The 26,902-nt window shown below is 44.1% G+C and carries 16 protein-coding genes and 1 pseudogene; 6 read left to right on the forward strand and 11 right to left on the reverse strand.

What is annotated here, in order from left to right; genetic code table 11:
- Positions 1 to 29: 29 nt before the first annotated feature.
- On the reverse strand, positions 30 to 251 hold the full coding sequence (locus J7529_RS01660; RefSeq protein WP_318727547.1) for a hypothetical protein: 222 nt from the start codon (positions 249 to 251) through the stop codon (positions 30 to 32).
- A 377-nt stretch (positions 252 to 628) separates the two neighbouring features.
- Between J7529_RS01660 and J7529_RS01665 the strand changes: the two genes are divergently transcribed.
- Entirely contained in the window at positions 629 to 2,605 is a 1,977-nt protein-coding gene (locus J7529_RS01665) for a CHASE domain-containing protein (RefSeq protein ID WP_318727548.1), read from the forward strand.
- Positions 2,606 to 2,777: 172 nt separating this feature from the next.
- Here the strand turns inward: J7529_RS01665 and J7529_RS24605 are convergent.
- A pseudogene (locus J7529_RS24605) lies at positions 2,778 to 2,882 on the reverse strand (sensor histidine kinase); the annotation flags it as partial.
- Positions 2,883 to 3,108: 226 nt separating this feature from the next.
- Here J7529_RS24605 and J7529_RS01670 point away from each other — a divergent pair.
- Positions 3,109 to 4,023 carry a phosphatidate cytidylyltransferase gene (locus tag J7529_RS01670; RefSeq protein ID WP_318727549.1) on the forward strand — a complete coding sequence of 305 codons (915 nt, stop codon included), beginning with the start codon at positions 3,109 to 3,111 and terminating at the stop codon, positions 4,021 to 4,023.
- Here J7529_RS01670 and J7529_RS01675 read toward each other — a convergent pair.
- On the reverse strand, positions 4,020 to 4,739 hold the full coding sequence (locus tag J7529_RS01675; protein WP_318727550.1) for a DUF2993 domain-containing protein: 720 nt from the start codon (positions 4,737 to 4,739) through the stop codon (positions 4,020 to 4,022). The two genes, J7529_RS01670 and J7529_RS01675, sit on opposite strands and share 4 nt — an antisense overlap.
- Positions 4,740 to 4,926: 187 nt before the next feature.
- Here J7529_RS01675 and shc point away from each other — a divergent pair, with 187 nt between their 5' ends.
- Positions 4,927 to 6,900 (forward strand): squalene--hopene cyclase, encoded by a 1,974-nt coding sequence (shc, locus tag J7529_RS01680; protein ID WP_318727551.1) that lies wholly within the window; start codon positions 4,927 to 4,929, stop codon positions 6,898 to 6,900.
- Positions 6,901 to 6,935: 35 nt separating this feature from the next.
- A complete protein-coding gene (hpxO, locus tag J7529_RS01685) occupies positions 6,936 to 8,099 on the forward strand; it encodes an FAD-dependent urate hydroxylase HpxO (RefSeq protein ID WP_318727552.1) in 1,164 nt (387 codons plus the stop codon).
- Positions 8,100 to 8,405: 306 nt separating this feature from the next.
- On the opposite strand, the gene J7529_RS01690 is transcribed toward hpxO, so the two are convergent.
- From J7529_RS01690 to J7529_RS01715, 6 genes are all read right to left on the reverse strand, one after another.
- On the reverse strand, positions 8,406 to 8,717 hold the full coding sequence (locus J7529_RS01690; RefSeq protein WP_318727553.1) for a DUF1830 domain-containing protein: 312 nt from the start codon (positions 8,715 to 8,717) through the stop codon (positions 8,406 to 8,408).
- Between the two features lie 295 nt (positions 8,718 to 9,012).
- Positions 9,013 to 9,420, reverse strand: coding sequence for a hypothetical protein (locus J7529_RS01695; RefSeq protein ID WP_318727554.1), 408 nt, complete (start codon positions 9,418 to 9,420; stop codon positions 9,013 to 9,015).
- Between the two features lie 46 nt (positions 9,421 to 9,466).
- Positions 9,467 to 10,642 (reverse strand): RRXRR domain-containing protein, encoded by a 1,176-nt coding sequence (locus J7529_RS01700; RefSeq protein ID WP_318727555.1) that lies wholly within the window; start codon positions 10,640 to 10,642, stop codon positions 9,467 to 9,469.
- Between the two features lie 528 nt (positions 10,643 to 11,170).
- Complete coding sequence (locus J7529_RS01705) at positions 11,171 to 11,557, reverse strand: response regulator (RefSeq protein WP_318727556.1); 387 nt, start codon at positions 11,555 to 11,557, stop codon at positions 11,171 to 11,173.
- A gap of 3 nt (positions 11,558 to 11,560) precedes the next feature.
- Positions 11,561 to 16,939 carry a PAS domain S-box protein gene (locus J7529_RS01710; RefSeq protein ID WP_318727557.1) on the reverse strand — a complete coding sequence of 1,793 codons (5,379 nt, stop codon included), beginning with the start codon at positions 16,937 to 16,939 and terminating at the stop codon, positions 11,561 to 11,563.
- A gap of 64 nt (positions 16,940 to 17,003) precedes the next feature.
- On the reverse strand, positions 17,004 to 18,851 hold the full coding sequence (locus tag J7529_RS01715; RefSeq protein ID WP_318727558.1) for a response regulator: 1,848 nt from the start codon (positions 18,849 to 18,851) through the stop codon (positions 17,004 to 17,006).
- 201 nt (positions 18,852 to 19,052) lie between these two features.
- On the opposite strand from J7529_RS01715, the gene J7529_RS01720 reads away from it, so the two are divergent.
- Positions 19,053 to 22,214, forward strand: coding sequence for an ATP-binding protein (locus J7529_RS01720; RefSeq protein WP_318727559.1), 3,162 nt, complete (start codon positions 19,053 to 19,055; stop codon positions 22,212 to 22,214).
- Here the strand turns inward: J7529_RS01720 and mgsA are convergent.
- Positions 22,211 to 23,506, reverse strand: coding sequence for a methylglyoxal synthase (gene mgsA, locus J7529_RS01725; protein ID WP_318727560.1), 1,296 nt, complete (start codon positions 23,504 to 23,506; stop codon positions 22,211 to 22,213). The two genes, J7529_RS01720 and mgsA, sit on opposite strands and share 4 nt — an antisense overlap.
- Positions 23,507 to 23,528: 22 nt before the next feature.
- Complete coding sequence (locus tag J7529_RS01730; protein WP_318727561.1) at positions 23,529 to 25,190, reverse strand: DUF2079 domain-containing protein; 1,662 nt, start codon at positions 25,188 to 25,190, stop codon at positions 23,529 to 23,531.
- A gap of 185 nt (positions 25,191 to 25,375) precedes the next feature.
- On the opposite strand from J7529_RS01730, the gene J7529_RS01735 reads away from it, so the two are divergent.
- Entirely contained in the window at positions 25,376 to 26,620 is a 1,245-nt protein-coding gene (locus J7529_RS01735; protein WP_318727562.1) for an IS701 family transposase, read from the forward strand.
- Positions 26,621 to 26,902 lie beyond the last annotated feature (282 nt).

Genomic DNA, 26,902 nt, shown 5'->3' on the forward strand with positions numbered 1-26,902 from the left:
CGCTAGAGAATAGAAAATAGGCAATTGGGCTAACATCCTAACCAGGTACAATCTCCTCGTCCTCCCCGTTGATCTCTGGCTTCTGGATTGACCAAGGGTTTGATTCGATTCGGCTGACTCTGGTCTGAAGTCGAAAAAGAGTCTAGGGGTTGCTTGGACGAAAGGGGATAATGGGAGCTATCGCTATAAAGAGGATTCATCCCTAAACAGAATACGATCGTGATCGGTACAATTTTACGATTGTTGAACATGATAACCTTCTCCTTCACCCCATTGAGCGGGGAGTTCTATAGAAACTCAGGTATGGTCTGAAGACCTAATTCACTATTCATCCCATTCCCTTGGACTTCAGGAAGACAGAATTCAGGTATTGTCTCTATATTTCCAAAAGACGATCCATCAAGTCTAAAGGTTCATCTTACCCCTTACTTAAGGGTTGCAAATTAATATAGTGTGCATTTTGTCAAGTCCCAAATGTGGATAGAAAGTAATCAAGAAACACTATTTATGGATTACTCAAGGAAAGGTGAAAAGCTGCTTCCATTTTTCTTAACTTTCTGAGGGACAAAACTCAACTAGGGAACTATAATGAGAAAGTCACTGCGTTTATTGAGATTATTTTTTAATAGTGCTGAAAAAATTATTGTACTTTTTTAAACATTATAAAGCAACCGGTATGGTCGGTTTTATTGGGATTTTCCTTTCAATTACAGCCAGTACACTGGTGTACCGATGGGAAGTGGATAAAGGATTAGAGAAGTTTGAGCAACAATCTACCATTTTAGTCACTGAGCTACAAAGCAAGTTAGATAGCTATACTCAATTAACTCGCTCTATGGGTGCTTTTTTTAATGCCAGTTTAGAAGTAAATCAGAAAGAATTTCAAAATTTTTCTCAAACCTTGTTGCCCTACTATGATGGATTATTAGGGCTAGGCTGGGCGAAAAGAGTCGAAGCTCAACAACGGCAGAGCTATGAGCAGCAATTCTACGAGATCGTCGAATTGAGCGATCGCGGCGATCGGGTTGCAGCCGGCGATCGTGCCATTCATTTTCCAACCACATATATCGAGCCTTTAGATAAACTGCAAGACTATCTTGGCTCCGACGCAGCAGCCGATCTCAAACGGTTGCAGGCCTTAGATCGGGCGGAATATTTGGGACTGAGCGTAACCACTCCATTAGTCACCCTAGAAAATGGCCAGCCAGGTTTTCTCATTTACTATCCAGTCTTCGATGAGAATGAGGTATTTCAAGGAGCGGTATTTGGCTTATACGAATTGCAAACTTGGCTAGAAGCAGCACTTTACAGCCTTAATCTAAACAACATCGATTTTTATATCTATGGCGTACCCGAAGATCAGTTAGATTCAGCTTTAAATAAAACCATGGTCAGTGCCAACGAAGGATTTTTAATGGCCTATAAATCTGACAACGAAACCCTCACCCAATCTCCAGATGTAGCACAGTTAAGCAAACTAGAGTCTGGATCGAGGAGATGGCGAGGGTCTAACCCCTGTCCCTATCAATCTCAATGGCAATTTTGTATTCGTTCAATTAATATGGATCGACAGGAACTTTCCCTACTCGTCTTGCCCGCGTCCCCTCATTCCCTGTTGAATTGGCGAGCAGCGAGTGTACTGGCATTAGGTTTATTGGGAACTGGCTCTTTAGTGATGTACTTATCAATCGCCACATGGACTCAATTAAATGTTGATATTAAAAATAGGAAGTTAGAAGAGTTATTACAAGAATTACAACAGGCTCAACTGCAATTAGTCCAAACTGAGAAAATGTCCAGTTTAGGACGATTAGTGGCAGGAGTTGCCCATGAGATCAATAATCCCGTTAATTTTATTTATGGGAATGTACAATATGCCAAAACCTATTTTGAAGATATCTTTGATTTGGTGTGTGAATATCGCCAGGAATGTCCTGAACCGAGTGAAAAAATCAAAACCATGATGGAAGATATCGATTTTGATTTTGTTGCGGAAGATTTACCCAGTTTGTTAGAGTCTATGCAAATCGGAACCCAACGGTTGAAGCAAATTGTTCTATCATTGCGGAATTTTTCCCGGCTAGACGAATCAGAGGTCAAAGCCGTAGACATTCATCTTGGCATAGATAGTACATTAATGATTTTGAATAGTCGTATCAAAGCTCAAGGTCAACGACCAGAGATTAAAATTGTCAAACAATATGGTTCTATTCCTCCAATTCAATGTTATGCCGGTCAGCTTAATCAAGTGTTTATGAATATTTTGAGTAATGGAATCGATGCTTTAGAGGAACACTTTACTTCACAGAAAAAAGAAGAGCAATCACCGACTATTGTCATTGAAACATCTCAAGAAGATCGGGACTGGATTGCCATCAAAATCATCGATAATGGCCCGGGGATTCCTGCGGAATTGCATTCTCGACTATTCGATCCATTTTTTACGACCAAGCCCATTGGTAAAGGAACAGGACTGGGCTTATCGATTAGTTATAAAATTATTACTGAGAAACATGCCGGACATTTGATGTTTTCATCGATAGTGGGAAAAGGGACAGAATTCATCATAAAGTTACCCCTATCCCAGATTTTCTTACCTTCTTAAAAATTTCTCTAAAGAGAGTACAATCACTGTTGCTCCTCCAAGTTCGGACTCATGTGTATTGTTCCTTGATGTTTCTGAATAATTTGATATGGCGCTTCGCGCTAGGTAATAGGGTTGTGCTACATGGCTTTAAAGATTCAAGATTGTACTCCACAACATCGCAAAGTGCTGAACTAACCGATAATCCCAGTCCCGTCCTTTGACTAATCGGTTTTGTGGTAAAGAATGGATCAAAAATTTTCTGTTAAGTCTCTGAACAAATCCCTTGACCATTGTCTTTGAGGAGCCTCAATGGTAGGGAGTGGGGAGAGTAGAGGGGGATATTTAAGGAAGACTCTTCCCCGATCAGAAAATTTATTCCAGCCACTAATGTGTCGATTCTCCAGACTCTGGTACTCAATCTTTTCCAATTTTTGGGTTTCGTCATTATTCTCCCTATCCCCTATCCTGGCGTATAGATTATAATGTCCTAAAGGATTTCTTAAATCTTCTTAACCTTGCTAATGTCCGGAAACTCTTCATTATCTCCTCAACACCCCAATTCTACATTCCCTTGGACTCGTGTAATCACGGGTTTAGTGGCCATTCCCATTGCCCTATCGGTCACATTCTTGGGGGGCTGGTATTTTACCCTGGGATTTGGGATTATCGTTTATCTCGGTCAATGGGAATATTTTCAAATGGTGCGGGCGAAGGGCATTCTCCCAGCCGCTAAGACTACTGTGGTCATTACCCAGATTTTGTTGGTCATCTGTACGATTTCGTCTTCTTTGGCTGATGCCGTTGTACCGGTTGCCGGTACGTTGATTTGTTTTTATTTACTCTTTCAACCGAAGTTAGCGACGATCGCCGATATTGCCTCTTCTATTTTAGGCTTATTCTATTGTGGCTATTTGCCCAGTTACTGGGTCAGGTTGCGCTCCATGGGCGAAACCTCTAGTTTGCAATGGAGTTTGGCCCTTCCCAATCATTGGCCCGCTTGGCAGGATGTGCCCATGGGCTTTAAGTTAACCCTGTTGTCGTTTGTCTGTATCTGGGCTGCCGATATTGGCGCTTATGCGTTTGGGAAGTTATGGGGACGCACTCGACTCTCACAAATTAGCCCTAAAAAGACTGTTGAAGGAGCCGTTTGTGGGGTGATTGGTAGTATCATTGTGGCTATGGCTGGGGCATATTTCCTCCATTGGCCCTATTGGGAATTCACTGGGTTAACCTTGGGTTTAATGATTGGGATTGCCAGCTTAATCGGTGATTTAACTGAGTCGATGATGAAACGGGATGCGGGGATTAAGAATTCTGGCGAGTTATTGCCTGGTCATGGTGGCATTCTGGATCGGGCTGATAGTTATGTATTTACTGCGCCTTTAGTGTATTATTTTGTTACTTTGCTTTTGCCCCTGTTGTCCCCAGGGAGTTAGGGAAGAACGGTAATTTGACCCATACAGAAAACTTTTTCGGGACTGAGGTAGAGCTGTTGAAGGGCAACCTCAGTCCCTAACTCTATTTCTAGACTATTTAAAGGATTAGGAAATAGTCCATCTGGAGCTTGAATGGTTAGGGGATGAAAGCGCAGTAGATGGCCTTCAACCAGTTCTAGAGAGCTATCTATATTCAGACTAGCTTGAAGATCGTCGGGTTGGGGCCAGGTAGCACTGAGAGTCAGTTGGCTACAGCCGAGGATGATGCTGTGCCACTGGGGTACAGATGTGGCTAGAAGGCGATCGCCTTCTGCTCCACTTGCCTTGAGGAGTTCTCGCAACAATTCAGTGAGTCCTTGGCAGAGCAAACCGTCAGGGATCAGAGAGTCCTGCAGTTCTTGGGCTGTAATTTGCAGTTGTCCCGTGACGAGGATGGGTTCGAGCAGACGTAGAGGTTTGCGCCGCAGAACTTGGGGTAAGTTCGTGTGAATGGTTTGAGCTTCGAGATCGATTTGACTCAGATGGAGTCCTTGGTAGGTGGCTTGACTGGCTTGGACGGCAACGTGGGGAATAAGTCCCGATAAAATTTGGCGATCGCCGGCATCAATACTCAGATGTAAATCTTGGATATCTTCGGCTTGGGATCTGAGCCACAGTTGTAAGGCAGGAGAAAGTACCCGACTAATAAGACCGTGTTTACTGGTTGGAGAAGTCATATCCATTAAACCTTAAAAATTTCAAAATTACGCCTGATGGGGTTGGGGTCATGAATGACTCTGTTCCTTGGTTTTGAGTATTTATGCTTTCTAAAATCAGGAATAATGGATTGTATTCTATCGTGTATGCTCACTCCAGACGTGCAGTTACGGTAGAATGACTCTGCGATCGCCATACTCAATGCCCATGTCCAGCCAAAACCCTATCCGTTCCCAGCCTTCTGTTTCTCTCGAAGAGGCAATTAAAAACAGTCAAACCGATCTCCTTTCTCAACAATATCCCCAAGGGTACTGGTGGGCAGAACTCGAATCGAATGTTACCATCACCGCAGAGATGGTCATGTTACATAAAATTTGGGGAACGGACAAAACTCGGCCGCTGCATAAAACCGAAACTTATCTGCGATCGCAACAACGAGACCATGGCGGCTGGGAACTGTATTATGGGGATGGGGGCGACCTGAGTACATCTGTCGAAGCGTACATGGCGCTCAGACTGCTGGGTGTGCCTGCATCTGACCCCGCTTTGCAAAAGGCCAAAACCCTGATTCTGCAAAAGGGAGGCATCAGCAAAAGCCGCATTTTTACGAAGATTCATCTGGCCCTATTGGGGTGTTATGACTGGCGCGGTGTGCCGTCTATTCCCCCCTGGGTGATGCTATTACCCGATGAATTTTGGTTTAATATCTATGAATTGTCCAGTTGGGCTAGAAGTAGCACCGTTCCTCTGATTATTGTATGCGATCGCCGCCCCGTCTATCACATTACCCCCGACTTTAACCTGAATGAACTCTACAGCGAAGGTATCCACAACGTCCGCTATGAACTCCCCCAAAACCAAGATTGGACCGATATCTTTGTCTGGTTTGACCAAGGATTTAAACTTGCAGAAGAATTAGATTGGGTTCCCTTTCGTCAGGAAGGACTCCAAGCCGCCGAGCGCTGGGTATTAGAGCGCCAAGAACCCAGTGGAGACTGGGGTGGCATTATTCCCGCCATGCTCAACTCCATGCTCGCCTTGCACTGTCTAGGGTACAGCGTCCGCGACCCCTTTGTGCAACGGGGATTAGCCGCCGTAGACCGATTTTGTATGGAAACCGAAGACACCTATAGCACCCAAGCCTGTGTTTCCCCCGTTTGGGATACCATTTGGGTATTACGCGCCCTGGTAGAATCGGGATTAGCCCCTAACCATCCCGCGCTTGTTAAAGGAGGAGAATGGTTACTCGATAAACAGGTATTAGCCTATGGAGATTGGGCGATTAAAAACAAAGTCGGTAAACCCGGCGGTTGGTCATTCGAGTTTGACAACCAATTTTACCCCGATCTCGACGATGCGGCCGCAGCAGTCATGAGTTTAATCGGGTTAGAGCTACCCAACGAAGAAAAAAAATGGGGCGCGATCGCCCGTTGTGTAGACTGGATTATGACCATGCAATGTCAGGCCGGTGGATGGGCAGCCTTTGACATCGATAACGATCAAGATTGGTTAAATAGTCTCCCCTATGCAGACCTCAAAGCCATGATTGACCCCAACACCGCCGATGTCACCGCCAGAGTCCTAGAAATGCTCGGCGAATTAAAACCCCATTCTGAGCAACTCTCAACGCTCACTTCCACATCGTTCACTGAGCGGAGTCGAAGTGATAGCACCCGCAAAGCCTTAACCTATCTCCAACAAGAACAAGAACCCGAAGGCTGTTGGTTTGGCCGTTGGGGCGTAAACTACATTTATGGAACCAGTGGCGTACTCTCCGCCCTCGCCCTCATTGCTCCAGATAGCCATAAAACCCACATTACCAAAGCCGCCAACTGGCTCATTTCCTGCCAAAATGCCGATGGAGGATGGGGCGAAACCTGCCACAGTTATCAGGATCCCAATTTAAAAGGCATCGGCACTAGCACCCCCTCCCAAACCGCTTGGGCATTAATTGGATTATTAGCAGCCGGAGAAGCCACGGGAACCTTTCCCTGGGATACCTTAGAATGGGGAATCAACTATTTACTCTCCTCCCAACTGCCCAATGGACAATGGGAAGAAGCCGAATTTACCGGAACCGGTTTCCCCTGTCACTTCTATATCAAATACCACTTTTACGCCCAATATTTTCCCTTGATTGCCCTGAGTCGATATGGTGCGCTACGCGCTGATCATGGGTAATGGATATGGTTCATTATTAATGGTGAATTGATTTTATGTACGATCTCAAAGCAATTATTATCGGTGGAGGAATCGGTGGATTAACTGCCGGAATTGCCCTCAAACAAGCCGGATATGAAATTGAAATCTATGATAGGGTACGAGAATTTCGCCCAGCCGGTGCAGGAATTTCCTTATGGTCAAATGGGATTAAGGTTCTCAATTCATTAGGGTTGGGAGAAGAGATTATCAAAATTGGTGGAAGGATGAATCGGATGGAGTATCGCTCCCACCAGGATACCCAATTCAATGCCATTGATTTACATCCCTTAATTGCCCAAGTGGGACAGCGCCCCTATCCCGTTTCCCGGACAGAGTTACAAGCGTTATTATTGCAAACTGTAGGAGAAGAAAATATAACGCTCAATTGTAACTGTGTGAGTGTTGCTGAAGATGCAAATGGCGTAACCGCCAGTTTTGAAGATGGCAGAACCACTCGTGGGGATGTGTTGATTGCTGCTGATGGAATTCACTCCATGATTCGTCCGCTGGTGACGGGAGAGAGCAGTGAGCCTCGATATGCAGGATATGTAAATTGGAATGGTATAGTCGAGGCAGAAGCACAAGAGATTGATCCAGATTGCTGGGTAATTTATGTGGGAGAAGGTAAACGCGCTTCCCTGATGCCGATAGGAGGAGAGCGGTTTTATTTTTTCTTTGGTTGTCCCATGGAAAAAGGGACAGGGGTTACAGCGAAAAATCGCCAACAGGAATTGGCGGATATTTTTCGGGGATGGGCAAATCCGGTACAAACTTTAATTCAAACCCTGAATCCTTTAGCCACAAATCGCTTAGAGATTCATGACCTAAATCCCTTAAAGACTTTAGTTAAAGGACGGATTGCTCTACTTGGAGATGCGGGACATGCAACCACCCCGACTTTAGGTCAAGGGGGTTGTCAAGCGATGGAGGATGCGGCAGTTTTATGTCGCTATTTAGTCACCACTAATATCAGTGTTGCGGATGCGTTGAAACGCTATGAAGTCGCCCGCAAAACTAGGACAGCAGAATTGGTTTTGAAGGCAAGAAAGCGCACAGATACCATTTATGGAAAGGATATGACAGTGACTCAAAATTGGTATGATTCTCTGAGTCAAGAATCAGCAAGCGATGTCATCAATGCCTTGGCAAAAGTTATTTTAGGCGGGCCTTTTAACTGAAAATCATCAATTACAGCGCTTGGCTTATATCAAATCCCAAAAATTACGCTACACATCAACCCCCGTGTCCCCGTGTCTCCGCGTCCCCGTGTCAATCATCTGTAGCAAACATCTAAGGATTTAATATTACGTTATGAGGGACAGTGTTGAATCCTCAAAGCTATAGCAGTGAAAGAGTTGATTAGGACAGTGAGGTTATGGTTTGAGGCAATAGGCAATAGGCAATAGAAAATGTCCTAACTCTCCCTTTCTTCGCTATATGTACCAAAGGCCTATTCCCTATTCCCTAGCGCAAAGCGCTATATTTTAAGCACTACGATTAATTGAAACTACTTTTAAGCTAGATTTCCCAAGCGATTCTGACTCTAGCCCATATTGGACTCGAATTTGATAACATGGAATAATTTCCACCCTGTGATAATCATTAGTGAATTGATAGTGAATTTGGAGTTGAGCCATTTCTGGAGCTTCAAAAACCAATCGTTCTTCTGGATCAACGAGCCGTTCAAAGTACCAATTTTCTGCGTTATCAATTTTCAAGATTTGAACGGAATGACTTTCGTTTTTGTAGTAACACAACATCCAGTTTTTTCTGTCTAAGGTTTGGGGGTATAACATTGATGAATCCTCCTTAGTGAAACAATAGTAAAACAATCAACAAGTCGTTTGGATTTATGCACTCACAACCAACATTTTTTTATTTTTCTCCCCGATCCACTCCTCAATCAAGGGAGAAGTGAGCGAGAGATCAATCTGGAAGGGACAACTCAAACTAACAGGCATTTCTTGATGACAGTGAGTACAATACCAATACATGCCTGTAGATCGAATATGTCTGAGTAATGGGTAGGAGCAACAAGGACAATTGATTTCTAACATGAGGTCTTCTCCTCTGAGGTAATTGAAGGATTCCTTAAGTCGGGCAATAAAATAGAGATGGATTGAGTAAACAAGTCTGGATACTTTGTTTGAGTTGAGCAATGTTGAGTGGCTTACAGAGATAATGATCTACGGTATAAGGGGGTTGATAATGCTGGAGAATATGGGCAGCATGAATAATGGCAATTAAAGGAATATGAGGACGTTCACAATCTCCATTGACTTGCATGGAAAACTGATATCCATGGAAATGGGGCTGTTCAAAGTCAACCAGAATCAGATTAGGAGATAGATGATCGCACAACTGTAAAGCTAAGGATGGCTCACTGGTAGAAATGAAGTTAAAGGCTTCCAATTCTGAAATGTTATCAAGCAACTTCTGAATCTCTCCAGTTTGTTCAAGAAAGATAACGGGAGCCTGGAATCCTTGTTGTTTCAACACGGGGAGGAAAGGCGACGCAGCGATTAAAAGCGCCGTGACAAGAAGCTTATGCAACACATAATTTATTCGAGCGACGGACCCGTTTGACTTTCTTGGGAGAAAACTGTCCGATTCGTTTCCAATTGTGATCATAAATGCTGATATTTTTGCTCTTAGCATCAGTAAAGCCTCCTACCCAACCTGAATAAGTCTTTCCTGCTTTTTCGGCTACCACTTTATCCCCATACCGGATTCCAAAAGGCGTAAGCGTTCCACCTTTACGTTTCCGGACTCCTCCTTTCTCACGATTGTCGAAATGCAAGGCACGGCGGAAATAAGCTGGTCTAGTTATGATTCGGAAGACTGAGGAAGTGATTTCAACTGAACCGATCCAGGTATGAACATCCTGAGTAAATCCTGGGATAATTCCGAACCGGATAAATTCGCTTGCGGCCAAAGCAATTCCATCTACTGCATGAGCTTCAGGTACTTGAGCTTTCTTATCCTTAACTTTCTCGAGTCCTAAGTATTTGCGGACTTGGCTCGTTCCATTTCCGTTTTTCTGCCAGCCGTGTCTAGTCTTTACTGGAGCGATAGATTTAAGTTGCTCAACACACCAATATTGGCCAACCATAACTGGGGAAAACCCTTTTCCAGAACGAGCCGATTTTCGCTTGCTCGTTAGGTCTACATCCGCTCTGATTAATTCGTAAACAATGGAATGGATGGGGAAAATTTTGGATAACTCGGTTATTACTCTCCTTTCCATTTGTCGGGATGCACGAATGGAAGGAGCTAATTTGCCTTCCTTTCGGCGATTGTCAAACCTCTTCTGCCTATGGGCGCGTTGTGCAAAGGGAATCTTTCGATTAATCTTCCTTCCGCGCCGGGCAAGTCTTTGCAAAGCTCGATTCCTGGGAGAGTTGATCATCTTTCCATTTTTGATGACAGCCGCTCCCATTCGCTCCTTTACTCGTTGGAAAGGCAAGACTAGATGAGCCGTATAAAGCGTGAACTTAGCTGACTGGACTGCTATTCCGGTATAGCTTTTCCCCGGATCGCATCCGATTACTATCTTTTGAGTTTTACGGCTCGATGGTTCGGATATTAGGCGGACATAATAGACTCCTGCATCATTCCAATGTGCTGTAGCTTTTCCTTCTTGAACCCAACGGCGTGCGCGAGATGCCTTGGTAGGCATTGCAGGAGATCCGTCTGGATTTTGAACTGGCACTCGAAACATAAGAGATAATCCTTTTCGAGAAAAGTTGTGAGTCCCTAAGACCACTAAAAACGTTGTGTCTCGCAATGGAAGCGATGCTTCCCCCAAAGGAAGCCAACAGATAATTCGGACTAGGGAAATATCCGAAAGTGTTGTCGTTTTCAGCTTGAAGGTCTAGTCACCACTTAGTCAGATTTTTGGGAATCCAAGCTGCGTCTCGAAGCGAGCGCAGAAGGTGACTGAGTAGAATTTTAGGATGCATCACTTTCTTGACTCCACGATCTATCGCCCATCAGTGTTTAGACCTCTGAATTGAGCCATGCTCCCAAACTTTAAAAGACAAATGTGAAGATTTTGTGATTCTGTTTGTACAGGGAATAAAACTTAACAATTCTTCAGATAGTTAGGGGGATGGGGAGATGCAGGGACGCACAGACGCAGGGAAAAGGGGATGGGGAGATGAGGGGATGGGGAAATGGGGGAAGCACAGACGCAGGCATGGGGGGAAGATTGTATTACTCCCGACTGCTGACTCCCTAGTACCCAGCGCTATATTTCTGACCAATTGAGGAGCCAACAAATTTGTTGCACTAACCCCATGGCATCAAAGGGTTTAGTAATCACGCCAGTAACCCCTAAATCTTCAATAAACTGCTGTTTTTCACTATTTTTGGCCTTGGCTGTGAGGAGAATGGTGGGAATGTTTTGGGTCAAGGGATTGGCTTGTAGGGCTTGATAGGTTGCCTTACCATCCATACCGGGCATCATCATATCTAAAAGAATGGCATCCGGCTGTTGAGAAGCGGCCTGTTCTATCCCCTCTTGACCTGACGAAGCGGGTATTACGTCCCATCCTGCTGCTGCTTCTAGGGAAATCTGAATAATTTCCCGTACACCATCATCATCATCAATGACTACAATCCGTTTGTTGGCCATGATTTATCCCTCTCCTTGGCTATAGATGGATAGGCAAAGCGAAAACCGACTCCCTTGGTTTAATTGGCTTTCTACCCAAATCCGTCCCCCATGTTGCTCCACAATACTGCGGCAGATGGCTAGGCCTAGACCCGTGCCTCCTTTACGACGGGAATCAGAAGCATCGACTTGATGGAAACGCTCAAAAATGGACTCCAATTTATCTTCTGGAATTCCTCGCCCCCAATCTTCGATGGTAAAGATGAGGTGGGGGGAGTCCCAACAGGGGGAATACGGCAGGCTACAATAAGGCTGGCGATCGCTGATAGGATCGCTAGGAGAGCCAAGGATGGCTGTTAACCTAACCTGACTTCCTGGATCGGAAAACTTAATTGCATTGCTTAACAAATTGGTTAGCACTTGTAACATACGGTCTAAATCCGCATAAAACTCTACGCCTGAAGTCTCTTCTGAGACCACAAGGGTCACTCGAGCGCGGCTGGCCATCACCTGCATTTGCTCTACAGCGAGCCGCAATAATTCGTTGACAGCGATCGCCTGTTTTTGTAAACGAATCTTGCCGGACTCTAGGCGCTCTAATTCCAGAATATCATTGACCAATCTCACTAAACGCTCTGCACTCTCAGCCGCAATATCGATCACATGCTTTCCTTTGGAGGAACTTGGATCGACTAAGCCAGTGGATAATAAATTTAAGCCTCCATGAATGGAGGTTAAGGGGGTACGCAATTCATGGCTCACCACGGAAATAAACTCATCTTTCATCCGTTCAATAGCGTAACGTTCGGTAATATCTTCACCAATACTCATAGTCCCGATCGCCTCTCCCTGGGCATTATGGAGTTGGGTGTTATTCCAGGCGATCGTTTTCTCTTCCCCGGACTGGGTCAGTAAAGTATGTTGATAATGGGGATTTCCTTCGGGGGTCAGCATTGCTTGGAAAGCACGGCGTACTTTGGAGCAAGCATGGGCTGGAATCAGGGTGTCAAACCAATTTTTGCCGATGATTTCCGAGGCTTTATAGCCGGTTAATTCGGCAAAAAAAGGATTAACATATTCAATATTTCCCTGGCGATCGAGTCCCACAACCAACAAGCGTACATTTTCCAGTAGGGTGCGCCACCGACGTTCCGCTTCCTCCAGAATCGCCTTACTTTGTTTTTGGGCGGTAATATCCTGCATCACCACCATGCCAGCAAAAATCTGGCCCTGTTCATTTCTGAGGGGATTAGCGCGATAGTGATAAGTTCGTTCTTGATAGGTAATTTCTGTGGCTACGGTTTGCCCCACTAAGGCAGAATGATAGATAAATTCAGTGTTTTGCAAGAGGTCAGCAGGCAGGACTTGGTTAATTAATTGACCTTCTAGGCGATCGCCGTCTAATCCCATGGCGGCTAATCCAACTCCATCAGCAATGGTATAGCGGAACTGTCGATCGAACAGGAATACCGCCCCTTGGGGAAAATTCTGCACGAGGGTGCGATATTGTTTGTGGGAGTTACGAAGTTGAGTTTCCGTCCGTTGTCTTTGTTCGAGTTCCTCTCGCAACCGGTGATTGGCTGAGGCTAGTTCAGCCGTCCGTTGGGCAACTCGGACTTCTAGATGTTCATTCGTACTACGTAGCAATTCTTCCGTTTCTTTGCGGGTGGTGATATCTTTGGCAATTCCGGCCCGCCGATACACCTTGCCGTTGGCATCAAAAATGGGAAAGCCTCGATCCCAAATCCAGCGCAGGTTGCCATTGGGTTGCCTGATGCGATATTCGAGATCAAAAGTATAGGAGGATTGGAGAATGGCGCTAATCCTGGGGCGATCGCTCGGATGTATGGCTTCTATAAAGGACTGGGGCCGTTGATAGAGGCTCTGTTGAGTGCGTCCCCAAATCCTTTCATAGGCGGGACTCACATAGAGCATTTGGTCGAGGCTTGCCGTGGTCATCCAGAACACATCATTCGTATTTTCAGCCAGTTGGCGGAATTTTTCCTCACTCTCAGCGTGGGCGTGATGGGTTCTCAGGGCTATAATTCCATAGGTGATATCTTCACTCAATTCGCACAGAAGCTGAAATTCAGAGGCATCAAAGGCATCGGGTTGGCTAGAGTAAAGGTTGAGGACCGCAAATACGCCTTGGTCGGTTTTCAGGGGAAGGGCAATGGAGGAGCGGTAACCCCGCTGCTTGGCTTGGATTCGCCAAGGGGTATAGTGGGGATTGGTGAGAATGTTTTGGAAAGTACAGGGTTGGCCGGTACGGGCAGCGGTTCCGGTGGGGCCTCGGCCTCGTTCAGTATCAGCCCAAGTGATGTGGAGCTGGTCAAGATAGCCCTCTTCATACCCAGCTTTGGCCATGGGAGTAATACTTTTTTGGGTATCTTGTTGAACATACCCGATCCAAGCCAGACGATATCCCCCCAGGTTCACGAGGATGTGACAGATGTTATGGATCAAGTCAGTTTCAGAGGTAGAACGGACGATCGCCTGGTTACAGTTGCTGAGGGTATGCAGGGCACGGTTAAGGCGATGGAGTTCGGCTTCATTGTGTTTGCGATCGCTAATATCTGTGTAATGTTCAATGCGCCCCCCCGCATATAGACCGGACTCAATGGGTTGGCTCAAGTGTTCTAACCATCGTTCTTGACGGTCGGGATCTGGGAGAATATGGCATTCAAAGTTCTTGGTATAGGTGTTATGGTCGTAGGTGTCTAAGACGGTATCTTTGAACTGTTGAGGATCGGCAAAGAAGTATTGAATGCGATCGCGAATTAGCTCTCGTTTATCCCGGCCGATAATCTCTTCCCGATGGATGCCAAAAAAGTTCTCTAGGGTTTGGTTCACCCAAACCACCTTAAAGTCGGCATCCAGGATAAAAATACCGACGGCGGATTTATCTAGCACATCATTGGTGAGGGAACTGTAGCGAGCCTCGCTTTCTCGCAGGGCAGCCTCCGCTTGTTTGCGATCGGTAATGTCTTCGGAAATACAAAGTAAATATTCTGGCTCATACTCTTCTCCATAAATCGGCACTTTTATGGTATGCAAAATTCGCTGACCGAGATGATAACTATCAACCCGTTCTTCCAGGATTTCTTCTGGTTCTCCTCGGGCTAAAACTTCTCGATCTTTACAGACAAATCCATCGGCTTGTTCCCAGGGAAACCAATCATAATCTGTGCTACCTACGGCTTGCTCTGCCGTTAACCCAAAAATTCGCTCGCAGGTTTTATTCCATAACTTAAACTGTCCAAATTTGTCCGGTCTGCCTTCTTTGACAAATACGGCAACGGGTAAATAGTCAATAATGGTCTGTAAGAAATTTTGCGTTTGCTGTAGCTCTTGTTCTGCCTGCTTGCGATCGCTAATATCTGTGTGAGAACCCACCATCCTCAGCACATTTCCGGCTTCATCCCACAAGGCTCTGCCCCGGTCTAAAATCCATTTATAACTGCCATCTTTACACTGTAATCGATGCTCGTGCATGTAAAAGGGCGTTTCCTGATTAAAATGCTTGCGAATCGCTCGCACTGCCCAGGGCAAATCATCGGGATGGACGCGATCTGTCCATTCTTCTAGATCATTACTAATTTCCCCGTCTGAATACCCTAACATTTCTTTCCAGCGAGGCGAGAAAAAGACTTGATTCGTTTGTACATTCCAATCCCAAATGCCATCATGATTGCCTTGAATCGCCAGTTGCCATCGTTCTTCACTCTGTCTGAGGGATTCTTCAACTTGTTGGCGATCGCTAATATCAATAACTTGCGAAATTAGATGTAAGGGGTCACCATTATCGTCATGAATCAAGGCAACTTTGAACAGAGTATAGACAATTTCTTTGGCTTTGTTGATTAATCTTTTTTCTATGGTATAATGATCGATTGTGCGATCAATAAGTTGCTGATAGAGCGCCCGATCAATATGCAGATCGTCGGGATGAATGAAGTAGCGAAGGGGCAATTTCTTCAGTTCGGCAAAGCTATACCCTAATAAATTGAGATAGGCTTGATTGAGTTGAACAGCCGTACCATCTAAATTATTTAAGCTCATGCCAATGGGAGACTGTTCAAAGGTGATGCGGAAATGGGCTTCACTTTGGCGCAGAGCCGTTTCAGCTTTGTGGCGATCGCTCACATCTTGGACTAAGGACAAAATCGAGAGCACGTTCCCTTCGCGATCGCGCAGAACAGAATGATACCATTGACAATAAATGACCTGTCCTGTTTTGGTTAAATTCCGATAGCTACAAATCTGCCGATCCTGACTGCCATCAATGAGGCTAAAAACAGACTCCTTAAACTCCTCTAAATCGGGATCAAAGATAAACGGAAATTGAGACCAATGTTGTCCCTGTACTTCAGCAAAGTCCCAACCTAAAATATGCTCGGCTTGGGGAGACCATTGACTGACCCGGAATTCATGATTCCATTCAATCACCGCTAGGGGAGAATTCTCAAAATGAAAGGTCAGTTTTTGCGCTACAACCTGCATTTTTTTTAGGATTTCAGATTGGGTAATAGCAATCCCCACTTGATTGCCTAACTGATTGATAAAATCCATTTCCCAGGATTGCCAGTCCCGGGGATGGGAACATTGATGAAGGACAATAAATCCCCAGAGCTTATCTTGACTAATAATCGGAATTACCAAATTCGATTGAACTTGAAAATAATCCAATAAATCTCGATAGCAGGAATCTTTACAGAGTGTTTCAATCTGACTTAATTGACCGATTCGACCTTGGAGATAGTGGAATTCATAGGCTCGGAAACAGGGATCATAAATTTTATGCCCGAATAAAGCAATCCATCCAGGAACAACCGATTCTTGGATCACAAGTGCCGAGCCATCTTTTTGGAGTTGTAAAATTAAGGCTCGGTCAGTTTGTAATAATTTACAGACTTCGGTCGTCGTCACTTCTAAAATCTCCTCTACATCTAAAGACTGACGGATTTTGAGGGTAATCTCGGCCAGCAGAGAGGGCCAACTTGGAGGAGGAGAGAAGGTGCCCTGGGGTTGTGCAACCCAAAGAACAGTATTGTCAGCGTAAGGATAAATTTGAGCTTGAAAAGAGCGGGTGAGTTGGTTGGTGTGGGTTAACTGATATTGAAACGATTGGGGAGTTTGAGTGGCGATCGCCTTTTCCATAGCGCATAAATAGCCCTCTCTGGATAATTCTTGTACCGTCAGTTGCACCCAATCCGTCTGTATATCAGTGGGAATCACTTTAATCTCATGGTGATTCAGATCGATAATGAGCATCAGATGTTGCAGGACAGACAAAGCCTGATGGATTTCGGCATCAGTTGCCAGTTGAGTCCTAAACCGCTCTGATGCTTGAGTGCGGTTCTCTCCTTCTAAGGAATTGCATCGATAATTGGGAAACACCATATCCGATCGCCTGATAAGGGCTAGACACCCGAATCTTTTTATTGTATCTCTGTTCACGGGTGGGTTAGCTGCTGTGCAAATATCGCTGAACCTGTAGAGGTGAACAGCCTTTCGACCCTACTTTTCGGCGCTCTAACCGATTGAGAATGCGAGCAATTAACTCGGGTTCTACAATCGGTTTTTGGATATAATCATCCGCTCCTGCAAGAAAGACCTGTTGAATGGTTTCGGAATCTTGATGACTCGATAGAAACAACACCGGAAGCGCCATCCATTGGGGGTCATTCCGCAGCACTTGACACAGTTCAATCCCCGTCACTTCAGGCATTTCAATATCCAGCAGCACTAAATCAGGTTGGATCTGTTGTAAGATTTGCCAAAAGGCTTGGGGATGGTCAAGAGAAGTAATCTCAAAACCCCAAGGTGTGAGGATTTCTTCCAAATAAGCCAACAGTTGGCAGTCATCATCGACAATGAGCAGTTGGGGCGATTGGGTTTGATCTCCTTTTAAAAAGGGACGCACCGAAGCGATCGCCTCCTGTGCCAGAATGGGTTTTTGTAGAAACCCTTCACCTCCTGCTCTAGCTACCGCCACGCGATCGTTTAGGGTATTTTGCTCGGTCACAACCACCACCGGAATAGGAGGTTGAGCGCTAGAAAGGGACGTAATCCATTCTAAAACTTGAGTGCGGGAAGTTTGCGGTAGGGATAACTCCAGTAAAATCAGATCCGGTCGCTGTTGCTGCATTTGCTCTTTCCCCTCTGATAGGGTAGACACCATTTTCAGATTGAAGTGAGCGCGTATTGCTTGTTCTTTAAGAGCTTGGGCAAAAATGGGGTCAGGTTCGATCGTCAGAATATGGGGTAAGGGAATCTCTGGTGGGGGAGAGGTCGGTTTTTCTGGGCTATTCTGGGTGAGACCTTGATGTAATTCCTCAATTTGAGGCGCTATGGTTTCTCGGAGCATTGTTCGATCTTGAGCGGTTTTCAGGGTATGCTCGATTTGCCGGGCTACTTCGGAGAGCCGAGTGAGACCAAAGCTACCCAAGGAACCTGCCAGGGTATGGGATTCTCGAATGGCATCATGTAAGGAATCCGGATTGAGGAAACCAGTGGGTATATGATCTAGGGTTGTTTGGATGACTTTGAGGCGATCGCAATATTGATGCTGATACCGCTCCCAAATAGGGAGAAAAGCGGGAGGAATGCCCGAGTTTTGGGTGGCAGAGGACTCTTGATTTCTAGCCTTGAGGCGATAACCTAAACCATATACCGTCTCAATTAAATCGTTTGCAGTACCCGCTTTTTTAAGTTTTTGGCGTAAACTTTTGATATGGGTGCGTACCGCATTTTCGGACGGGGGGTCATCAAAACACCACAAATGATCGAGGATTGCACTTTGACTAAAAATACGTTCCGGATGACGCAAAAAGAGTTCCAGCAATTCATATTCCTTCGCTGTCAGTTTGAGTTGATTTTGCCCATACATCACTTGGCATTTACCGGGATCGAGACGTAACTTACCCCAGGTGAGAATGGGGAGTCGAGTATTATTTCCCCGGCGCAACAGAGCGCGAATTCGAGCCAGAAGTTCCGGTAAGTCAAACGGTTTAGTCAGGTAATCATCAGCGCCTGCATCTAAACCCGTCACCTTTTGGTTGCTAGAGTCTTGAGCAGTCATTAATAGAATGGGGGTGCGATCGCCTTTTTTGCGTCGTTTCTGGCAAAATTCAATACCATTTAACTGAGGCAATCCCACATCCAGTAAAATTAAATCGTAGATAATGCCTTCAGCAAGCTGCCATCCTAAGTTCCCTTCAAAAGCCACATCCACCAAGTAATGGTGAGCAGTAAGTTCATTTTTTAACAATTCAGCTAGGGCTTCATCATCTTCGACCAATAAAATCTTCATCGCCTGCTCTTCCCTCTGATGCCTTATTATGGCTGTTGTAACTTGGGTTCTCTTTCTTGGCAATAGGGAAAGATACAAAACGTACCCCTTGATTGGGAATTAAAGATTAAATTTTGTAAGGTTGAATTAACGGATTAGAATCAAGAGTTTAAGCTAGAGAACATTCAATCATCAAGATTGGCTTGACATCATGGGGGAGTAATGAGGCATAAACGACACTGGCATCATCCATCATTACAAACTGTTTTTATTCTTCCTTTTCTAGTCGAAATTTTGATTACGGTGGGATTCGTGGGATATTTATCTTTTAAAAACAGTCAAAAATCAGTAGAAAAAATCGCTTATCAATTACTGGATGAGACAGGTGAGCGCATCCAAGAAAACATTGCAAACTTTTTAGAAATCCCTCAAAATATTCTCCGTAACCATCAAGATTTAGTCAATCATAACTTTCTGGATGCTCAAGACTTAGATGCCTGGGTTCCTTATTTATGGAGTGAATCTCAATATTATCAATCTAAATTTATTACCACGATACAGATCGCTAATTTTCAAGGCGAATATCGAGCCGCAGGAAGTAGTTACGATCGCCAAGGATTCCTGCGACAAGGAATTGCTATTGCCACTAAGAAAAATGATTTTAGGATAGATATTTATTATGATTTAGATGATTTCATTTCAGGAAATACCCCAGATGAATTACGAGGATACTTTGCCGTTAAGAAACGTCCTTGGTTCAAAAAGGTTATGGACAAACAAGGCAAAGTGTGGACCGATATTTATGTTCGCTTTATTAACAACCAAAACCTAGCTATTAGTTTGGCTAGTCCCATCTTTAGACCGGGAACTGATGAAATTCAAGGCGTGAGTTCAATTTTAGTTGACTTAAAATATATTAATAGCTTTTTGCAGTCTCTGAACATTGGCAAAACCGGTCAAGCCTTTATTATTGACCAATCGGGGAAATTAGTCTCAACGTCCTTAGATGAAGACTTGGTGCTGATACAGGATGACCAACCCTCAAGAGTAAAAGCAGTAGATAGTCAAGACTCCGTTACTCAAGAAATTGCTCGATATATAGCATCAGCCACCCAAGAATTTACTGATTTTCATAATTTCGAGCTTTCATCTCTCAAGATCAATCAACAAAGATTTTATATTAAAAATTTCTTATTTTTTAAAAAAAACGGCTTAAATTGGCAGGTGATTATTGCGATTCCAGAATCAGATTTTATGGCAGAAATCAATCGCAACACGCAATACACTATAAAGCTGTGCATTTTAGCTTTTTTGGGGGCAATTCTAATTGGACTATTCACGGCTCGCTGGGTGACTAAACCCCTGATTCAGTTAAATGATTATACTCAAAAAGTTTCTCAAGGAGATTGGGGTAATTCTCTTGATTTAAATCGTCAAGATGAAATTGGAGAATTGGCACAGTCTTTTAATACAATGGTCAAGAAACTTCAAGATTATTTTTCTGAGATTAAAGAAAATGAGCAACGAGTTCAGCAATTCTTAGAGTCTATCCCTTTGGGAATTGCCATTCATAATCTAGAGGGAAGGATTTACTATATCAATCGCCAAGGTCGCCAACTCTTGGACATTGTTTCTGAGGAACAAACTCAGTACTCCTTTCGAGAAATGAATCAATATTACAAAATCTATAAAGCAGATACAGACGATCTATATCCGGTTGAAGAATTACCCATTTTTAAAGCTCTTTTAGGCGAAAAAGTATACAGAGATGATGTAGTCATTAAACATTTTTATGACCCCTTAGACTATGAAGTCTGGGCAACTCCTATTTACAATCAAGAAGGAGAAATCATGTATGCGATCGCGGTGTTCCAAGACATTACCCAGCGCAAGCAAGCCGATCGCATTCTTCGGGACTATAATCAAACGTTAGAAACAGAAGTGAAACAGAGGACAGAACAACTCTATCATGCTAAAGAAGTGGCGGAAGTTGCCAACAAAACCAAAAGTCTATTTTTGGCTAATATGAGCCATGAATTACGATCTCCTCTGAATGCTATTTTGGGATTTTCCCAGCTCATGGTACGCACAGAAAACTTGAGTCATGAACAACAAGAAAATATCCAAATCATCTATCATAGTGGCGAATATCTTCTGAATCTTATTAATAATATCCTCGATTTATCTAAGGTAGAAGCCGGCAAAGTCAGCTTAAATTTGACTGCGTTTGATCTGTATGATCTGTTCAAGGAGATTGAGCAAAGTTTTCAAACGAGAATTGCTGATAAAAACTTGAAGTTCAATATCAATTATACATCGAGGGTTGCCCAGTATATTTGTACGGATAAAATTAAGCTATGTCAAATTTTAACTAATTTTCTGAGTAATTCCTTTAAATTTACTAAAACAGGGGAGATTTCAGTTTCTGTAGATCAACACAATTCTCCAGATGCTACCGTGTTAGAGTTTACTGTATCGGATACAGGAGAAGGGATTTCTGCGGCAGAATTACCCAAATTATTCCAACCCTTTAGCCAAACTCACTCAGGAAAAAATGCTCAAGAAGGAACTGGTTTAGGCTTATCTATTAGTCACAAATTTATTCAATTGATGGGAGGAGAGATTAAGGTAGAGAGTGAAGTGGGTCAGGGGACAACATTTGATTTTACGATTCAAGTGACTCCGGTTTCTGCCGATCAAATGCCTGATTCAAAAGCATCTCCTAGGGTGATAGGATTACAACCCAATCAACTGAATTATCGAATTTTAGTGGTTGACGATCAGCCCACCAATTGTAAATTATTAACCAAGTTTCTGCAACCGGTAGGATTTGATGTGAAGACGGCGAATAATGGTCAAGAAGCCATTCAAATTTGGCAGCAATGGCAACCCCATTTAATTTGGATGGATATGAGAATGCCAGTGATGAATGGCTATGAAGCAGTTAACATAATTCGAGAGCAAGAACGGGAGCAAAAAATGATTATTATTGCTCTCACTGCAAGTATTATGGAAGAGGAGAAAGCTTTAAGTTTATCTGCTGGATGTGATGATGTGGTTTCTAAGCCGTTCCAAGAAGATGTTATTTTCCAGATGATGGCAAAACATTTGGGTGTACGCTACATTTATGAACAAGATGAGCGATCGCCCACCTCAACGCCTTTGCACCAGCTCACCCCAGAAGATTTACAGCATCTGCCTCCCCAATGGCGACAAGAGATAGCACAAGCAAGCCTCGAACTCGACGATCAGAAGGTGTTAAGCTTAATTGAACAAATCCAATTAACCGATCCAGAACTGACCCAAACTCTCATCGAGTTAATCCATGACTTTCGTTTCGATAAAATTAGTGAGTTGGTCAGTCCGTCGTCCTCAATGGGTTAATCATTGATTCTTTGATTCGGTGGCGGTGCAAGTACCGTTAAGCTTTGAGGAATACATTCGACTTCAATAGGGGTTGTGCCAATAATTTCTCCATCTAAGACGACTTTTTGAGGAGGATGAGTGGCGACTTTAACTTTGCGCGTGCGTACTCCTAGGGTATCTTCCCGTTGAATGGGAGTTTTGGTCAGTCCAGAACCAAATAAATCAATCATGGCATCCACCGTGGCGAGTTTTGTCTCAGCCGTAATAATAACTACTTCCAATAAGCCATCATTGGGGAGGACTTGACCCATACCTTGAGCCATGACAGAGGTCGGGGGAGCAGCGTTGGCAATGGTAATGGCTCCTGCTTGAAAAGTTTTCAGCACGCCATCAACTTCCATTTCCACCTCGAAGAGTTCGTGTTCTCGAACTTGCTTCCAGCCTGCAATAATATAGGCTAGGGGACCCCAACGAGTTTTGGCTTCGCGATCGGCTTTTTCAATGGCTCCAGCTTCATAACCGATACCGGCTAAGAGAATCATGGGTTGACCATTGCATAATCCCACATCCACGACGCGAGTCATCCCGGTAATGATGACATCGCAAGCGGTGCGAATGGGGGTTAAGCTGGAAAGAGAAATAATTTCAAGGGCGTTGGCAAAGGCGTTAGCGGTTCCTCTGGGGATCACACCTAGGGGAATTCCTGTACTAATTAAAGCTCCAGCAACGGCGGATACTGTGCCATCACCGCCAGAGGCGATGATCAGATCGGCTTCTTGGGCGATCGCCGCTTTGGCGAGGACTTCCGGCCCCTCATCCGGTGTAGTCATGGATACCGTCAGTTGGAAATACGGTTCCAACAACTGCCGAATCAATAATAGGTCTTGGTGGGAGTTTCCTTGACCGGAAACGGGATTAAAGATTAAATATGCCCTACGAGTGCGCCGCAGACTGGTAACGATCGCTTCTGCGGTGGATAAGTTCGTCGCCAACGCCACATCATGCACTTCACAAATCCGCAACAGAGCATTAATATCGGGTTCGTGGGGTTGGGCGTAGAGGGGATCAATGAGGAAAATAAGCGCTCTCACTTGACCTGTAGCGACTTGGGCGGCAATTTGCGCATCCCCCCCCATAGGCCCAGATAACATGCATTCTACGGTTAATCCGGTGGCAGAGGCGATGCGTTCCCCGGTAGTCCCGGTGGCAATCAGGGGATAGCAAGAGAGCAACTTAGTATGTTTCTGGGCAAAGTTAACGATATCGTCTTTTTTGCGATCGTGGGCAATGAGGGCAATTTTTTGGGACATGGGTAACGGGTAATGGGTAGGCTTAAGACACCGGGGAGGTGGGATTGAGTTCTTGGTGGATATTTTGGATCAGGGGATTGAGCATTTGTCGATAGGCTAACCAAGCGGCGATCGCCTCTGGATCGTTCGCTACATTTTGGCGCAAGAAAACAACTCCATCCTCAAACTCCAGAATCCCATAACTGCGCTGTTGCAATAGCGCATCAATCAGGACTACATTATAGTAAAGCAAGTGGCGCTCTTGGGTAAAAGCGGATTGATAGCGTTGCAAGCGCCACAGATCGGCGACTAAATACTCCACTTGCAAGCGATCTTCCTGTTCATTTCTTAACTCAATTCCTGGCAGGCGAATAATCTCCGGTCTTCCAGAAAGATGGGGAATAATTTCTTGGGTTGCCGACACACTCCCATCTGGTGGAATTTGATCAATGATGGACTCAATTGTACCGGCATGTTTCCATTGTTCCGGTAAAGAAACAAAAATCCAGGGATTAACCGACTCAGGAACCAGAAAATAAAAGGCGTGACTCGGATTTGCCATAATCGTCAGCAAAATAGAGAGGATCATAAATCCTGACCAAATCTTCTGAAATCGGGGTGTTAACTGCCGAGAATAAAGTGTATGGGGATTGCGAGTAAAAGGATGAAAATCTTGGCCAGACCACCAGAGAATTACCCCATAAAACAAACCAGGAACTCCCACCATGGCATAGGGTGCAGTAATCGCTAACCTCGATAATCCCTGACCTAGAAGTACGAGCAGTAAAGGGAAACCGGAAATACACCAAGCTGCCAGAGAAACCATCGGAATAAATGCTAAAGGTAAGACCTGATGAACTAAATAGGTTAGGGGTTTTCCTGGATGTTTAATTAATTCCCACAGTACTCGAACTGCGGAGACTTCATCTGTTTTCACATATTGCCCAAATTTATCCATCAGAAATCGCTGATCCACATCGGCAGAAAATTGGGGCATAAGGGTATTCGTGACGATTAAAATATAGGCAAAACTCAATGTACATAACCCAATTCCTAACCGGCTATAGCGTTTACTAAGGATTAAATACACGCCGATACCAAAAACAATAAATCCTGAATCTTCGCGCACACCTAATATCCACAGAATGAGAGGTGCAAAGAGCCACCACCAACGTTTTTCTAAGGCAAGTAAGGCACTAAAAACTAAGAGAGGAAATTGACTAATCGTGTGAAAATCCGCTAAAGTTGGCCCAAGTACAGCCGCGGCACTATAAAAGCTACAGGCAATCATGGCAGCAACTGGGGGGTTTAGATACTCTCTAGCTAAGATATACAGCACCAACCCCGCAGCCGTAACTAAGATAACTTGAATGACAATCAATGTCACGCTATGGGGGAAGAGAGCATAGAGAGGCAACCCAAGCAGCATTGCCGGTGTAAAGTTCTCTCCTAAGTGATTGTGAGTGACGGTGGGAATCTTGCCTCCATAGATGATTTCCGCCGATAGTACGGAACCCAGAGAAGTATTAAAAAAACGGCCATGGAGACTATTCCAGAACATCTGATTGAATAATCCCTGATTGTAGGTGGAATAAAAAGTATAATGGCGGTGCAAGGTCAGGGTGAGGCTAAAGAGGAAAAAGGCGATCGCCGCAAAAATAACCAGTCTCAGACCAGAAGACTTTGATTTGGGCACTTCAGACATGGGGGAACTTGAGTTGAACTCCCTGACACGATATAAGAATAGACCCCATTGTATAGTACTCTCTTAGGACATTAATAGCCTTCTCTATTCGGTTGTACGCTTTTGCTTCTATCCCTCTTCTGTCACTCTTTGGGAATTAAGATAGAATAATGTAGAGTATCAATGGCTGGAAAGGAGACAGCGCAATGGATGTAGAGTTACAGATCTTAAAACATTTGCCGCGATCGCCAGAAAAAACAGTTGCTGTAGTAGATCAATATTGTGAAAGTTATAAAGAGATTTTTGGTGAAGTGAGAAGTTATGAATATTTTAAATACTTGCATATAGGAATTATCTCACCCATTAAGAAAAAATCCTTTCCAGAAATCGCCAAAGCAGTTGGCATCAATTCCCCTCAATCATTACACCATTTTATAGCCAATTCTCCTTGGTCTGTCGGAGAATTAAGAAACCTCAGATTAAGCAAAACTCGAGAAGCATTAAAAGACGATAAAATCACGGTAATCATTGATGAAATAGGAGATAAAAAAAAAGGAAAGAAAACCGATTATGTGGCTAGGCAATACTTAGGAAGTGTGGGAAAAACAGATCGAGGGATAGTCGCCGTCAATGCTTATGGAGTCTACAAAAATATCACCTTTCCACTCCTGTGTAAAGTCTTTAAGCCTCAAGGGACATTAAAGGAAGGAGACATATATAGAAGTAAGCTTGAAATTGCCTCACAGATGATTGATGAACTCAGGAATTATGGCTTGAATATTGAATTAGTATTAGCGGATATTTGTCCTGGAGAAGGTGGGACATTTGTGAGCAAATTAGAGGACTATAACTTATGCTATCTTTTGTTCATGAGGAGCGATCGGGCAGCCCTAATACCCAGTCATGAAAAAGTTAGAGAGAATAAGTGGTACAAATTTTCCAGATTTCTTGGCGATCCAACAGCAGAAAAACGGTATGTTAGAGAGATTATATTTGATCGTCGAAGAGCGCAAACCTATTGGCAACTAACTACAGATATTTCTACTCTGCCAGAAAATTCAACGTTTTGGATGATAACCAATATTCAAGAGACCAGGAATCAGATGAAAAAGACCATTGGCAACCTTTATAGTTTGACCAACTGGTCAGAATATGGGTTTAGAGAATGTACACAAGAATTGGGCTGGGCGGATTATCGATTAACTCAATATGTCCAAATTGAAAAATGGTGGGAGATGATCCTGAGTGCTTACCTCATGATTAGCTTGAATAGTCAACCCTTTTTGTCATTAAAGAGTTTAGCATTGCAGAATGCAGAAAGCTCTAAAGCTCAAATGGATGATTCTGAAGCCTCACAGTCGCATCACTCTGGTGAGTGGAAAAGTGTCTTGAATACTCTTCGTTTACTGATTCAGCCAATTTTACAGGGTGACCAGACAGCTCAAAGATAGCTATGGCGACTTTTTACGGTGATTGGCCAACTGAAGAATATTTCTCAAATTGAACACTCCCGTCACCGTAGCCCAGTGAACTGCTTTGTCAACATTCTGCTTAACTCGAACTCAGGTTAACAGAGACTGCGTAAAATAAGTTTCATGTTAGTAGGGGTTTTGAGAAAACCAAGTGTCTACTGCAATACCTTCGCCAAAACTGCGTAGGGTGGTTTAAGGCTGATTTTTGGCGATCGTGAAACGATGGAGAGCCAGCTCGCTTAAAAACAGCCCTACCAAAAC

The sequence above is a fragment of the Roseofilum sp. Guam genome (assembly GCF_017746735.1).
Lineage (GTDB): Bacteria > Cyanobacteriota > Cyanobacteriia > Cyanobacteriales > Desertifilaceae > Roseofilum > Roseofilum reptotaenium.

What these genes read in the sequence shown, in the direction of transcription:
- J7529_RS01720 (WP_318727559.1), top strand. Translation starts at nt 19,053, where the DNA reads ATGAGGCATAAACGACACTGGCATCATCCATCATTACAAACTGTTTTT.
- mgsA (WP_318727560.1), bottom strand. Translation starts at nt 23,506, where the DNA reads ATGTCCCAAAAAATTGCCCTCATTGCCCACGATCGCAAAAAAGACGAT.
- shc (WP_318727551.1), top strand. Translation starts at nt 4,927, where the DNA reads ATGTCCAGCCAAAACCCTATCCGTTCCCAGCCTTCTGTTTCTCTCGAA.
- J7529_RS01690 (WP_318727553.1), bottom strand. Translation starts at nt 8,717, where the DNA reads ATGTTATACCCCCAAACCTTAGACAGAAAAAACTGGATGTTGTGTTAC.
- J7529_RS01710 (WP_318727557.1), bottom strand. Translation starts at nt 16,939, where the DNA reads ATGGTGTTTCCCAATTATCGATGCAATTCCTTAGAAGGAGAGAACCGC.
- J7529_RS01735 (WP_318727562.1), top strand. Translation starts at nt 25,376, where the DNA reads ATGGATGTAGAGTTACAGATCTTAAAACATTTGCCGCGATCGCCAGAA.
- J7529_RS01730 (WP_318727561.1), bottom strand. Translation starts at nt 25,190, where the DNA reads ATGTCTGAAGTGCCCAAATCAAAGTCTTCTGGTCTGAGACTGGTTATT.
- J7529_RS01670 (WP_318727549.1), top strand. Translation starts at nt 3,109, where the DNA reads ATGTCCGGAAACTCTTCATTATCTCCTCAACACCCCAATTCTACATTC.
- hpxO (WP_318727552.1), top strand. Translation starts at nt 6,936, where the DNA reads ATGTACGATCTCAAAGCAATTATTATCGGTGGAGGAATCGGTGGATTA.
- J7529_RS01660 (WP_318727547.1), bottom strand. Translation starts at nt 251, where the DNA reads ATGTTCAACAATCGTAAAATTGTACCGATCACGATCGTATTCTGTTTA.
- J7529_RS01705 (WP_318727556.1), bottom strand. Translation starts at nt 11,557, where the DNA reads ATGGCCAACAAACGGATTGTAGTCATTGATGATGATGATGGTGTACGG.
- J7529_RS01700 (WP_318727555.1), bottom strand. Translation starts at nt 10,642, where the DNA reads ATGTTTCGAGTGCCAGTTCAAAATCCAGACGGATCTCCTGCAATGCCT.
- J7529_RS01715 (WP_318727558.1), bottom strand. Translation starts at nt 18,851, where the DNA reads ATGAAGATTTTATTGGTCGAAGATGATGAAGCCCTAGCTGAATTGTTA.
- J7529_RS01675 (WP_318727550.1), bottom strand. Translation starts at nt 4,739, where the DNA reads ATGACTTCTCCAACCAGTAAACACGGTCTTATTAGTCGGGTACTTTCT.